Origin of the sequence: Enterorhabdus sp. P55, assembly GCF_009911695.1 — a bacterium.
Taxonomy (GTDB): domain Bacteria; phylum Actinomycetota; class Coriobacteriia; order Coriobacteriales; family Eggerthellaceae; genus Enterorhabdus.
Window position 1 is genome coordinate 24,928 of sequence record NZ_QWKK01000012.1, and the last position, 13,869, is coordinate 38,796.

A 13,869-nucleotide genomic window follows, 5' to 3' on the forward strand; every position below is an offset into this window, starting at 1 on the left:
CCGGGCCGGTCGCCCCCTTCGGCGCGCTCCGGCCCGCACCTGACGAGAGCCACGACGAGAGAAGGGGATGTCACCATGCTGTTCAACTACCAAGAGTTCCTCGACGGCATCGACCGCGAGGCCTACCATGCGGGGGAGTGGCGCTGGGAGGAGGACGGCTACACCGTCACCCGCACCTACACCTATTCTGCCCCGGGCTGCCACACCTCCTGCGGCGTGCTCATGTACACCAAGAACGGCAAGCTGGAGAAGATCGAGGGCGACCCGCTCGATCCCTGCGCCAACGGCCGCCTGTGCATGCGCTGCCTCAACCTGGAGGAGGGCGTGAACTACGCCGACCGGCCCAAGTGGCCCCTCAAGCGCGTTGGCGCGCGCGGCGAGAACAAGTGGGAGCGCATCAGCTGGGAGGAGGCGCTCGACACCATCGCGGAGTGGATCCGCGTCAACATCGACGAGGCCGGGTTCGGCCGCGAGTCCATCTTCGTGAACCACGGCACCGGGCGCAACATCTCGTCCTGGGTGCCGTTCCTCGGCGGCGCGTGCCTCGGCACGCCCAACATCGGCGCCATCGGGTCGTCGGGCTACTCCTGCTACCTGCCGCGCACCTGCGGCACGGCGGCCTCCATCGGCGACTTCCCCATCGTGGACGCCTCCGAGGGCCATGCCGACCGCTACGCCAACCCCGAGTGGGTGCGCCCCGACGTGGTGGTCATCTGGGGGTGCGAGCCGCTCAAGTCCAACGCCGACGGCTACCTGGGCCACTGGCTGGTGGCCTGCATGCAGCAGGGGACCCAGTTCATCTCCATCGACCCGCAGCTCACCTGGTGGGGCGCGCACGCGGCCTACTGGCTGCCGCTGCGCCCGGCCACGGACATGGCCATCGCGCTTGCCTGGCTCCACGTCATCATGTACGAGGAGCTGGAGGACCGCGAGTTCGTCGATCTGTGGTGCGCCTACTATGACGAGCTCAAGGCCTACGTGGAGCCCTTCACGCCCGAGTGGGCCGGCAAGATCTGCGAGCTCGACCCCGAGCTCATCCGCGAGTCGGCGCGCTTCTACGCCACGGCCGAGCGCGCGGCCATCCAGTGGGGCCTGGCCTTCGACACGCAGAACGACTCCATCCAGCTGTGCCAGACCGTCTCCAACCTCATGTCCATCACGGGCAACATCGACAAGCCGGGCACCAATCTGCTCGTGCGCAACGGCTTTGAGATCAACCCGGGCTACGCCACCGCGCAGCTCTACTGCCCGCCGGAGACCTTCGCCAAGAAGCTCACGGTGGACGTGACGCACCCCGGTTACGTGCACTTCATCGGCATGGCCGACTGCGATGCGGTCAACCACGCCTTCGAGACGGGCGAGCCCTACCCCATGAAGATGTTCTGGTCCCAGGGGGCCAACGCCATCACCTGCACGGGCAACGCCGCGCCCCGCATCTACCAGATGCTTGAGAACGTGGAGTTCTGCGTGGTGGCCGACCCGTACCTGACGCCGACGGCCGTGGCCTTCGCGGACATCTTCCTGCCGCTCAAGACCACCGCCGAGCGCGACTCCATGCGCGTGTGGTGGACCCCGCTGCGCGCCATGAAGAGCGTCTCCGAGTGGTACGAGGCCAAGTCCGACGAGGAGCTCATCGTGGCGCTGGGCAACAAGATGAACCCGGAGCTGTTCCAGAAGCGCTGGCCCACGCTCGACGCCCTGCTCCAGGACTACCTGGACACTGGCTTCAACATTGTGGACCCGGAGACCGGCAAGTCCTACAAGTCGGCCGGCCGCTCCAAGGCGGGCATGGTGGAGGTGCCCGACGCCCACACCGACTTCTGGAAGAAGCACCACGCCGACGGCACGTGCAGCTTCCAGTCGCTCGTGGAGGACAAGTGCTGCTACGAGTACGACGACTTCTGCGCGACGTACTACAAGTACGAGAAGGGAATGCTGCGCGCCGACGGCACGCCGGGCTTCGCCACGCCGTCGGGCCGCATCGAGCTCGTGCCCTTCGCCACCTTCGGCGCCTGGGGCATCGACCCGTGGCCCAAGCACCACGAGTCCATCCACTCCGTCAAGTGGCTTGAGGACCCGGAGTTTCGCGCCGAGTACCCGTTCATCTGCGTGAACGGAAGCCGCTCCTATGAGTTCTTCCACTCCGAGAACCGCCAGCAGGCCACCATGCGCGAGTTCCACCCCGACCCCATCGTCAAGGTAAGCGCCCAGACCGCCGAGGAGTACGACATCCACGAGGGCGACTGGATCTGGCTGGAGAACTCCGAGGGCCGCTGCCGCCAGAAGGCGCATATCGACCCCACGCTCAACCCGAACTACGTCTACGCCGAGCACGGCTGGTGGTATCCCGAGCAGGAGCCCGCGTTCCCCAACCTCTTCGGCATGTGGGACGTGAACATCAACAACCTGACGGCCTCCTACGAGACGGGCCCCGGCGGCATCGGCTGCCCGTTCAAGAGCATCGTCTGCAAGATCTACAAGTGCGCGCCCGACAACATGGCGCCCACTCCGGGCGAGGTGGTCACGCAGCAGGGCGGTTTCCGCAATGACTACGTGGCCGGCGAGCCCTACGCCTATGGCCAGGAGGACTCCTGGCAGGAGCGCATGAAGCGGGGCGTCGAGGCTTAAACAGCGTGTGCCACGGGAGGGCGCCGGCGGAAAACCATCGGCGTCCTCCCAGGTCAGAGCCTAGGCTAATCCCTCGTTTCCTACGCCCGATCACCCGCGCCGCCCAATTTTCCCAAGGATAGGAACCCTCGCCCCATGCGGTTTCCCCCAAATCCGAACAGAATGCGGGCAACCCGCGCGAGGGCGTGGGTGCGAAAGGTTGGGGGAGAGCGAGGGACCGAAGGGGGGAAGCCGACGACTCGTTCTCATGCTCGTTTCGCAACATAAGAGGAAAGGTAAAGAAATGGCTGAAGAAAAGAAGGGGTTCCATCGCGCCTGGCTGGTCTTCATCGGCGTCTGCATGATGATGGCTGGCGGCATGGGTCTCGTGCTCAACGTGATGGGCAACTATTTCGCGCCGATGGCCATGGCCTTCGGCCTGGTCACTCCTGATGGCAAGCCCGACGTGACCCAGGTGACCCTGCTCATGACCGTGTATTCGTACGTCATGCTTGTCTGGCTGCCGTTCTGCGGCCGCCTGTTCGACAAGGTTGACGCACGGATTCTGTTCGGCGTCAGCGGCTGCCTGATCGTCATCGGCTGCCTGCTGTTCAACGTCTGGACCGAGGTGTGGCAGATCTACATCTCCGGCGCCCTGTTCGGCCTGGCTGGCCCCGCCATCTTCCTGGTGGGCCCCTCCGTGCTGATCAACAACTGGTTCGCCCCCAAGCAGGCGGGCAAGTTCCTCGGCATCGCGTCCGCCTTCACCGGCGTGGGCACCTTCGTGTGGTCCCCGGTGTTCGCCGGCCTCGTCAAGGCTGAGGGCTACAAGTTCGGCTTCACCGTCGAGGCCGTCATCGCCGCTGTGCTCATCCTCATCCCCGCGTTCTTCTTCTTCCGCACGCGTCCTGAGGACGTGGGCCTGCAGCCGTGGGGCATCGAGAAGGAGGCCGCCGAGGGCGAGAAGCCCAAGGCCGTCGGCGTCAGCGGCAAGTTCGCCCTGGGCACCATCGCCTTCTGGGCCATCCTCATCGGCGCCGGCCTGATCTCGCTGGGCGGCGGCTACAAGTCCCTGATGCCCACCGCGGTGCAGTCCGTGGGCGGTCCTGAGCTGGCCATGCTCGGCGCGACGATGATCTCCGCCGCCGCTGTCGGCAACATCCTCGGCAAGATCACCCTGGGCACCCTGGCTGACAAGATCGGCATCAAGAACGCCATGGTCGGCTTCGCCGTCGTGTCCGCCATCGGCTTTGCGCTCATGGTGGCCTTCATGGGCGACAACATGGTTCCGATGATCATCGCCGGCTTCTGCATCGGCACCGGCGACGCCATGATGTCCGTCGGCCTGCCGCTCGTCACCCGCGCCTGCTATGGCGACCGCCGCTACGGTGAGATCTACTCCTACATGAACATGCCCATCGCCCTGCTGGGCGGCCTCGGCGCCACCTTCGTGGCCCTGGTGGCCAGCCTCACCGGCGGCTTCCAGGCTGCTTACGGCTGCGGCATCGTGTTCGAGGCCATCATCGCGGCGTGCATGATCGTCGCCGTGGTGACCGCCAAGAAGTTCCGCGACAAGTGGACGGCCGAGGGAGAGCCCGAGAAGTCTCGCGGCTAGCCTTCGCTGAACGTGCGGCGCCGAAAGGCGCCGCACGGCTTTTATCCCCCGTTTTCATTATCTATGTAGGATGCGCGGGAGCGCATCGCGCGATAGACAGGTGCTCATCATGAGAAGTTTCTTCGGTACCCGTGTCCACTACGCATGGCTCATCCTCATCGGATGCTGCTTCATGCAGGCGGGCGGGCTGGGGGCCGTGCTTGACGCGGCGGGCGTGTTCTTCGTCCCGGTCTGCGACAGCCTCGGCTTCTCCCGCTCGGAGATATCCCTCTACCTGACGTTCTACTTCATCGCCACGGTGTTCGCCATGCCGCTCGTGGGCCGCTGGATCACCCGCTTCAACATCAACCGGCTGCTCTCGGTGTCGTTTCTGCTGGTGATAGCCGCCGTGGCCGCCATGGGCTTCTACACCGAGCCGTGGCAGTGGTGGGTGTCGGGCATCGTGTTCGGCCTGGCCGGCAGCTTCATCTTCGTCATGCCGGCCCCCATCCTCATCAGCAACTGGTTCCATACCCGCAAGGGAATCGCGCTGGGCGTGGCCATGTCGTTCTCCGGCATCGGCGGGGCCATTCTCTCGCCGGTGTTCACCCTGTTCATCCAGACGTTCGGCTGGCGTGAGGCCTACCTCATCGCCGCGGTGGTGATGGGCGTTCTCGTGCTGCCCTGGACGCTGTTCGTGTTCAAGCTGCGCCCCGAGGACATCGGCATGCGTCCCTATGGCTGGACGCAGGAGGACGAGGAGGACGAGTCCGCCGCAGCCGACGAGTTCGGCGGCATCGACGCCCGCCAGGCGCTCAAGACCGTGCCCTTCTGGTGCATGTTCCTGTTCGCCGGCCTCATCGCCTACTTCGCCGGCTTCAACTCGCACCTGCCCGGGTTCGCCCAGTCCGTGGGCTTCAGCCCCCTGGTGGGCTCGTCGCTGCTGACGGCCGTGATGGTCGGCAACGTGGTGGAGAAGTACATCGTGGGCTTCCTCAACGACAAGATAGGCGTGCAGTTCACGGTGAACATCCAGCTGGTGTGCGTGGCGGCCGGGCTTCTGGGCTTCGTGTTCGCCGGCGACAACCTGGTGGTGCTCTACGTGTCGGCGTTCTTGTTCGGCGCGCAGAACTCGCTCGTGTCGGTGTCCACGCCGCTGCTGGTGCGCCAGCTGTTCGGCGGCCGCGACTACCCGAAGATCTACGCCTACACCCGCATCGGCACCGGCGTCATAGGGTGTTTGGGCCCCGTGACCGTGGCGGGCATGTTCGACACCACGGGAAGCTTCATCCCGGCCTTCATCCTGGGCGTGGGAATCGCTGTCCTGGCCTTTGTCACGGTGCGGGTGGCCTACTTGCTCCGCAAGCAGATTGCCTGTGATGAAAGCAACGTTGTGCCTGATCAAGTTGTTGCTTAACCAAGAATAATACCGCATGGCTAAGGCGGTTTCCCGGCAGTTTCCGCCACGTTGGGCACTGCCGCCCGATGCGGCGGGAACGGCTGGGACCCTATAGTCGAAGGGCGGCGCGGAGGTCTCGCGCCGGAGGAGAGAAAGGAAGGAGCGGTATGGAATTCAAGAACGACCTTGGCAAGCCGTGGAAGTACGAGGAAGACGGCCTGACCGTCGTGCGTACCTCCATGTGGTCGCCGCCGGGTTGCCATCCGGTGGGATGCGGCCTCAAGATCTACGTGAACGACGAGGGCGTCATCGACCACGTCGAGGGCGACGAGAACAACCCCATCACCAAGGGCCGCCTGTGCGCCCGCTGCCTGGCGCTCAAGGACTACGTCTACAACCCGAGCCGCGTCATCTACCCGATGAAGCGCGACCCGAAGGATCGCGGCCTGTCCGACAAGTGGGAGCGCATCACCTGGGACGAGGCCTTCGCCATCGTCAAGGAGAAGCGCGACTACTTCCGCGACACCTACGGCGCCGAGTCCATCGCCGTGTTCTCCGGCACCGGCCGCTCCGGTGGCATCCTCGTGTCTGACATGGCCCAGGCCGTGCTCGGCACCCCCAATGCCTGCTACACCCAGTCGGGCTACGCGTGCTACCAGCCGCGCTCAATGTCCTGTTCGCACGTGCTGGGCGCCTACTATCCCGAGATGGACTACGCCGGCGGCCTTGAGGGCACCTACGACAACCCCGCCTTCCAGGTGCCGGGCGTCATGGTCATGTGGGGTAAGATGCCCCTGGCCTCCAACGGCGACGGCTTCTTCGGCCACGCGGTCATCGACCTCATGAAGCGCGGCGCGAAGCTCATCTCCGTCGACCCGCGCGTCAACTGGCTGTCCACCCGCTCGGTGGTGCACCTGCGCGTGCGCCCCGGCACCGACACCGCCATGGCCATGGCGTGGCTGTGGGTCATCATCAACGAGGACCTCTACGACCACGACTTCGTGGAGAAGTGGACCTACGGCTTCGACGAGTTCGCCGCCCGCATCAACGACCCGGTGATGGGCATGACCCCCGAGAAGGCCGCCGAGATCTGCGAGGTGCCCGTCGAGGACATCTACAAGGCCGCGCGCCTCTACGCCACCGCCAAGCCGGCCTCCATCGCCTGGGGCCTGGCCTTCGACCAGAACCAGAACGGCAACCAGGCCGCCCACTGCGTACTGGCCCTCATGGCCATCACGGGCAACATCGACGTGCCCGGCGGCCAGATCGTGGCCGAGATCGATCCTGCCCCCGGCGTGGCCGACGAGCCTGCTACCGGCGAGAAGCAGGAGTTCAACCTGGACAAGGCCGACGCCGGCGCCGATGACAACGCCGCCGAGGACGCCGCGCGCCCGACGCGCCGCATCGGCTGGGACAGCCTGCCTGAGGAGCTGCGCGACAAGACCATCGGCTACAAGGAGTACCCGCTCTACGTCGACAACATCCGCAACGCCCAGGCCGACATGATGTTCGACGCGCTCACCAAGGGCGAGCCGTACCGCATCCGCATGGGCTGGATCCAGTCGACCACGCTGCTCGCGCCCACCTGCTGCGCGCAGCCCCACGGCTGGTACGAGGGCCTGAAGAACCTCGAGTTCTGCATGGCCACCGACGTGTTCATCACCCCGGCCATCGAGGCCGCCTGCGACCTGTTCCTGCCCCTGGCCTCCTGCGCCGAGAAGGACGACGTCGTCATGACCCACTACGGCGGATCGCCCGTCTTCTACGGCGCGGTCAACAAGGCCGTCGACGTGGGCGAGGTCAAGGCTGACATGGACCTCATCATCGAGCTCGGCGAGTACCTCGGCCAGGAGTGCCTCCAGGACGAGGACGGCGGCCGCATGTTCAAGGACCTCGAGGACTTCCTCACCCAGCGCCGCACCTCCGGCCCCATCAAGATGGACTTCGACTCCCTGCGCAAGAAGGTGGGCTACCAGCGCGGCGTGAACTACCGCAAGTACGAGTCCGGCAAGCTGCGCCCCGACCGTCATCCCGGCTTCCTCACCCCGACGGGCCGCGTGGAGCTGTGGTCGACGGCCTACGCCAACTACGGCGAGGATCCGCTGCCCTACTACCAGGAGCCGGCCTTCAGCCCGCACGTGGATCCCGAGCTGGCCGCGAAGTACCCCTACATCCTGACCACCGGCGCCCGCAACTACGCGTCCTTCCACGCCGAGCACCGTCAGATTCCCGTGCTGCGCGAGCTGCATCCCGATCCGCTTATCGAGATCAACCCCGCGGACGCGGCCGAGATCGGCGTCGCCGACGGCCAGTGGGTGGAGATCGCCAACGACTTCGGCCGCGCCAAGTTCAAGGCCAAGGTGTCGCCCATCGTCAAGAAGGGCACCGTCCAGGCCGACCATGGCTGGTGGTTCCCCGAGATGCCGGCTGACGACGAGGCCCGCGACGAGGTCATCCCCGTTGGCGAGATCCTCGAGGACGGCCCGCTGGAGTTCGAGGTGAACGGCACGCACATCCAGAACGGCTACGTGAAGAGCGACCATGCCGACGAGAAGGGCCTCTACGGCCTGTGGCGCTCCAACGTCAACGACCTGGTGTCCAACCACTACAACTCCAAGCTCGGCTACGGCGGACCTTACAAGTGCAACTGCTGCTCCATCACCCCGCTTCAGGAGAGCTACGACACCGACATGGGCCTGGTCGAGGAGATGTTCAAGGTCGATTCCGCGAAGAAGGAGTGGTAACCCATGGCCGAATACGGACTTTTGGTTGATTACGAGTACTGCACCGGCTGCGAGTCCTGCGTCGTCGCCTGCAAGGAGACGCACGACCTGCCCGTGGGCAAGTGGGGCATCCGCGTGTTCGACGACGGCCCGTGGCAGAAGGACGACTCCGGCGAGGGCGGCGACTGCTTCAACTGGAACAAGATCCCGGTGCCGACGGACCTGTGCGACCTGTGCGCCGACCGCGTGGCCAAGGGCAAGGACCCGGCCTGCGTGCACCACTGCCTGGCCTTCTGCATGGAGTTTGGCCCCGTCGAGGAGCTGGCCGCCAAGATGCTCGAGAAGCCCAAGCAGGTGCTCTGGCGCCCCTGCGCGAGCGCGTAGGAACCACGGCTAGGAAGGGGCGGCCTGTCCGCCGCCCCTTCGGGCGACGCCCCGCCAGGGGCGTGGGGAAGGAGGAGGACGTGTGCTACTGCTGCACGCTCTGCAATGACTGCGGACGCGCGGATGAGATGAACGCCCAGCTGGGACGCCGCGAGTGCCCGCAGTGCCACGTACTCGTCCTCGATGAGGCGATCAAGGCCTGCCCCGAATGCGGGGCCGCCCTCCCGCCTCCTTTCCCGCCTATGCCCGGCAGCCCCCGCGGCTAGCCCTGGGCCGGCTGCGGCGCGCGCCTTCCCAGGCGCCCGCCTGCAGGTCGGCTGATTCCGAAGCGCCTCCGGCCGAGAACGGCCGGGGGCGCTTTCCGTAGGGAGGCCCTCCTGCAGCAGCGGGAGGGGAGGAGAAGAGAAGAGAGAGGAGTGCCTGTGAGGATCAAGGACAAGACCGTGCTCAAGAACCTCGGGTCGTGCGGGTTCGGCGGCGCGGCCAACACGGCCTGCGTCGACGTCCTCGACGGCAAGGTGGTGCGCATCCGCCCGCTGCACTATGACGAGGACTACACCCCCGAGGATCTGAACGAGTGGCGCTACGAGGTGCGTGGCCACACCTTCCGCCCCGGCATGAAGACGCTGCTTCCGCCGCTTTCGCTGGCCTACAAGAAGCGCGCCTACTCGCCCAATCGCGTCCCGTACCCGCTCAAGCGCGTGGACTGGGACCCGAAGGGCGAGCGCAACCCGCAGAACCGCGGCGTGAGCGGCTACGAGCGCATCAGCTGGGACGAGGCCACCGACCTCATCGCCGCCGAGATCGAGCGCATCGGCCGTGAGTACGGCCGCCGCTCCATCCTCATCCAGGGCGAGGGCCACGGAGAGACCAAGGTGGTCTCGGGCGCCCATGGCTGCTCGTCGCTCATGCTCGACTACGTGGGGGACGAGCCGGGCGACTACCTCATCCAGGCCCGCCAGCCTGACAGCTGGGAGGGCTGGTACTGGGGCGCCAAGCACGTCTGGGGCATGGAGACCCACGGACAGCAGAACCCGCAGGACAACGTCATCTGGGATGTGAGCAAGCACAGCGACGCCGTCCTGTTCTGGGGCGCCGATCCCGAGACCACGCCCTGGGGCTGGGGTGGCCTGCAGCCGAGCCGCCTGTGCTACTGGTTCGACGAGATCGGCATCAAGTCCATCCACATCGCGCCCGACGTCAACTACACCAACGCCGTGCACGCCGACAAGTGGATCCCCGTGCTGCCCAACACCGACGCGGCCCTTCAGCTGGCCATCGCCTACGTGTGGATGACCGAGGGGCTCTACGACAAGGAGTACGTGGCCACCCACGTGGAGGGCTTCGACTGGTTTGAGTACTACGTGCTCGGCCATGAGGACGGCGTTCCCAAGACGCCGGCCTGGGCTGCCGAGAAGTGCGGCGTGCCGTCCTACCGCATCAAGGCGCTCGCACGCTATTGGGGCCGCCACAAGGTGTCCATCGCCCACTGCAACGGCGGCGGCTACATCCGCTCGTGCTTCTCGCACGAGCCGGCGCGTCTGGAGGTGTGCCTGCTCGGCATGCAGGGCCTCGGCAACCCCGGCGTCCACCAGTTCAAGTTCATCGAGTGGGTGCTCCAGGGCGTCAACCCCGTGCCGCCGAGCGCCATCTACCCCACGCTCATGGGCGTCTACCACGGCTGGCGCATGGGCGCGCCCAAGCACTTCATCCCCAAGACGATGACGCCCGACGCCATCCTGGGCGGCTACACCCATGACAATCCGATGACCTGGTACGGGCACGTCGTGTGCTACATGAAGCGCGAGGACCAGTTCCTCGAGTTCCGCTACCCCGAGCCTGACGCCCATCCCATCCACATGATCTGGTCGGACACCCCCTGCTGGGAGACGTGCTGGAACGGCGGCAACGCCTACCAGGACGCGGTGCGCGACCCGAGCATCGAGTTCTACCTGGTGCAGCACCCCTGGATGGAGAACGACACCTTGCTCGCCGACATCATCCTGCCGGTGTCCACCCTCTTCGAGCTCAAGGACATCCAGGCCGACATCTTCTCGGGCCAGTGGAACAAGATCGTCTACGAGGAGCAGGCCATCGAGCCGGTGGGCGAGGCCAAGGGCGACTACGAGGCCGTCTGCGAGATAGCCCGCAAGCTCGAGCGCTTCGGCGGAGAATACGAGGGCCTCTACGCCAAGTTCACCTGCGGTCGTACCATCGACGAGGACATCGAATACGGCTACCGCACCAGCGAGGTGCCGCTCGACGAGTACCCCTTCGAGAAGCTCAAGGAGCAGAAGTACTTCGCGTTCCCCACCAAGGAGAACTGGCAGGACGACCCGGTGGGCCTGGAGCTGTTCGCCAAGGACCCGGCGGCCCATCCGCTGCGCACGCCCTCGGGCAAGCTGGAGTTCTACTCCATCGGCCTGGCCGAGCACTTCCCCGACGACAAGGTGCGCGGGCCGGTGCCCCACTGGATCGAGGAGGCCGACGGCCACGAGGAGCGCATCACCTCGGCGCGCGCGAAGGACTACCCGTTCCTGCTCGTGTCCAACCACCCGCGCTGGCGCGTCCACGCCCAGCACGACGACATCCCCTGGCTGCGCGAGATCCCCACGTGCAAGGTGGCCGGCCCCGACGGCTACCTCTACGAGCCCATCTGGGTGAACCCGCGCGATGCCGAGCGGCTCGGCCTGGCCGACGGCGATGTGGCCAAGCTGTTCAACGAGCGCGGCGCGGTGCTCGGCGGCGTCATCGTCACCGAGCGCATCATGCCCGGCGTCCTGTACCAGGACCACGGCGCCCGCACCGACGTGCTGCGCTACGGCGCCGGCGGCCTCGACCGCGGCGGCGCGAACAACCTCATCTGCCCGAGCGCGACCACGTCCAAGAACGCCGCGGGCGAGGTGACCAACGGCTTTTTGGTCGGCATCGAGAAGGTTGACGTGGCCGCCCTGGCCGCAGAGTACCCCGAGGCCTTCGCGCGTGACTACGACCCGGCCGCCGGCCTCGTGGCGACGGCCCGCATCGTGAAGGAGGACTAGCATGGCCAAGGTGTTTGCCATCGACGTGGCCAAGTGCAACGGCTGCTACGGCTGCCAGATCGTCTGCAAGGACGAGCACTGCGGAAACGACTGGCGCCCCTATGCGGCGCCCCAGCCCGAGACGGGCCAGTTCTGGATGCGGATCGACGAGAAGACGCGCGGTCAGGTGCCGGTGGTGAAGGTGTCCTACACGCCGGTGCTGTGCGCCCACTGCGCTGACGCGCCCTGTGCTGCCGCCTGCCCGGCCGGCGCCTACGTCCGCCGCGACGACGGGCTGCTGCTCATCGACCCGGACGCCTGCACCGGCTGCGGCACGTGCGTCGAGGCGTGCCCGCAAGGGGCCGTCTACCTGAACGCCGACCTGGGCATCGCCCAGAAGTGCACCGGCTGCGCGCACCTGCTCGACAACGGCTGGGACGTGCCGCGCTGCGTGGACGCCTGCGCCCACGAGGCCATCCTCTGGGGCGAGGAGGCCGACTTGGCGGACTTCCTGGAGGGCGCCGAGGCGCTGCCGGCCGTCGCGGGGCTCGGGCCGCGCGCGTTCTACCGCAACCTGCCGCGGCGCTTCGTGGCCGGCGCGGTGGTGGACCTGGAGGCCGACGAGCTGCTCATCGGCGCGCCCGTGACGCTGCGGGGCTCGGAGGGCTTCGAGGCGTCGCAGGTCACCGATGAGTTCGGCGACTTCCTCTTCGAGCAGGTCCCGGCCGACGTCTATGAGGTGGTCATCGCGCCGGAGGGCTACGCGGAGCGCCGCCTGAAGGCCGACCTCACCGAGATCGACCGCACGCTCGGCGACATCCCCGTCGAGCGCGCCTAGCGCCGGGGCCGCGCGTCGCGTCGCCCGCGCTCCGGCTTGTCTCGAGGCGCCCCCGGTCTTCCCGACCGAGGGCGCTTTCGCGTTTGACGGTCGGGGCGCCCCGGAGGCCCCGCTTGCCGACGCGGGGCGCGCGTTTCGCCCGCGTTCGCTGCCGGTTTCGCGATTTCTGGCCAAAAAGTACGCGTTTTACGCTCGGCGAGGCCCCTGTGGCGGGGCCGGCGGTAGAGCTCTTTGGCATAACCCCAGGTCAGGGATGGCGAGTTGTCGAGAGGCGCGCCTAGGGGGCGCTGGCACTGCGTAAAACGTAGCGAAATTGGCCAGAAATTCGCGTTTGCCCCCCTGGAGAGGCGCCGGGAGGATGCCAGCCGGGAGCGGGACCGCCGGGGGCCGCCTCTTCGGGGAGCGCCAGCGGGGCGCCTCCCGCAGCCGCGCTATCGGCGCAGCAGCCGGCGCAGAGCCAGCCCCAGGGCGGCTGCCACTGCGGCGGCGCCTATGAGCGCGCCAAGCCCCGGGCCGTAGCTGCCGGTTGCGGCGAGCGGCCCGTTCAGCGCGAGCGGCCCGACCAGGGCGGCGGGAATGAGCGTCAGGTTGAGGATGGCGAGGTTCTCGGCGTAGTGCGTCTCGCCGAAGGCGGTGGCCATGAATCCCGACCCGATGACCGAGGTGCCTCCGGCGCCGAGGCCGACCAGCACCACGCCGGCCAGCGCGAGAGCCGCCTCGCCCGAGCCCTGCGCCCCGGCCAGCAGGAGCACCGCCGCCCCCAGCATGAGCGCGTCAACGACGGTGCAGGCCGCCGTCCCCAGCGCGTCGAAGGCAACGCCCATGAGCAGTCGCCCCAGCCCGTTGCAGAGTGCGAGCATGCCGACGGCCGCCACCGCGACGGCTGGCGCGGCTCCGGCGCCGAGGGCCAGCTGGTTGGCCGACCCGATCACCGCCAGGCCGATGCAGCTGACTGCCAGCATCCAGGCCGCATAGGCCCAGAAGGCGGGCGCACGCAGCATGGCAGCCGTGGTGGCGTCGGCGGGGGAGGCCGCTGCCGTCCCGCCGACGGCTCCGGTTGCCTCTGCGCCCGCCGTTCCGCCGGCTCCGGCCATCCTGGTCGCCTTGCCGCCGCTGGCCGTCGCCGCCGTGCTGGCGCTGGCTCCGGCTCCGGTCACTCTGGCCACCGCGATGGCGGCTGGACCTGCCTCTGCGACCACTGCCCCGCCTCCGGCTCTGGCTGCCCCGCCCGTCGACGCGCCCCCGACTTCGCCGCCCTCGCCCAGGCCGCCCGCCCCTCCCCCGCGCCCGCCGCGCCGCGCGTC

9 protein-coding genes are annotated in these 13,869 nt (G+C 67.4%); 8 read left to right on the plus strand and 1 reads right to left on the minus strand.

All coding sequences use genetic code 11. From position 1 onward, the window contains the following. Positions 1-75: 75 nt before the first annotated feature. The 8 genes from D1643_RS02415 (at position 76) to D1643_RS02450 (ending at position 12,565) form a co-directional block, all read left to right on the plus strand. Complete coding sequence (locus D1643_RS02415; RefSeq protein ID WP_160708250.1) at positions 76-2,628, plus strand: molybdopterin-dependent oxidoreductase; 2,553 nt, start codon at positions 76-78, stop codon at positions 2,626-2,628. Between the two features lie 283 nt (positions 2,629-2,911). Then, positions 2,912-4,222: an MFS transporter gene (locus D1643_RS02420; protein ID WP_160708252.1), complete on the plus strand. Its 1,311-nt coding sequence runs from the start codon at positions 2,912-2,914 to the stop codon at positions 4,220-4,222. A 109-nt stretch (positions 4,223-4,331) separates the two neighbouring features. Then, complete coding sequence (locus D1643_RS02425) at positions 4,332-5,618, plus strand: MFS transporter (protein WP_160708254.1); 1,287 nt, start codon at positions 4,332-4,334, stop codon at positions 5,616-5,618. Between the two features lie 149 nt (positions 5,619-5,767). Continuing rightward, on the plus strand, positions 5,768-8,344 hold the full coding sequence (locus D1643_RS02430; protein ID WP_160708256.1) for a molybdopterin-dependent oxidoreductase: 2,577 nt from the start codon (positions 5,768-5,770) through the stop codon (positions 8,342-8,344). Positions 8,345-8,347: 3 nt separating this feature from the next. Beyond that, complete coding sequence (locus tag D1643_RS02435; RefSeq protein WP_160708258.1) at positions 8,348-8,707, plus strand: oxidoreductase; 360 nt, start codon at positions 8,348-8,350, stop codon at positions 8,705-8,707. Between the two features lie 80 nt (positions 8,708-8,787). Further along, the gene (locus D1643_RS02440) at positions 8,788-8,973 is read left to right on the plus strand and encodes a hypothetical protein (protein ID WP_160708260.1); all 186 of its coding nucleotides are present in this window, start codon (positions 8,788-8,790) and stop codon (positions 8,971-8,973) included. 156 nt (positions 8,974-9,129) lie between these two features. Beyond that, positions 9,130-11,748 carry a molybdopterin-dependent oxidoreductase gene (locus D1643_RS02445; RefSeq protein ID WP_160708262.1) on the plus strand — a complete coding sequence of 873 codons (2,619 nt, stop codon included), beginning with the start codon at positions 9,130-9,132 and terminating at the stop codon, positions 11,746-11,748. 1 nt (position 11,749) lies between these two features. Continuing rightward, a complete protein-coding gene (locus D1643_RS02450) occupies positions 11,750-12,565 on the plus strand; it encodes a 4Fe-4S dicluster domain-containing protein (RefSeq protein ID WP_160708264.1) in 816 nt (271 codons plus the stop codon). A 431-nt stretch (positions 12,566-12,996) separates the two neighbouring features. On the opposite strand, the gene D1643_RS02455 is transcribed toward D1643_RS02450, so the two are convergent. After that, on the minus strand, positions 12,997-13,659 hold the full coding sequence (locus D1643_RS02455) for an OFA family MFS transporter (protein ID WP_160708266.1): 663 nt from the start codon (positions 13,657-13,659) through the stop codon (positions 12,997-12,999). Positions 13,660-13,869 lie beyond the last annotated feature (210 nt).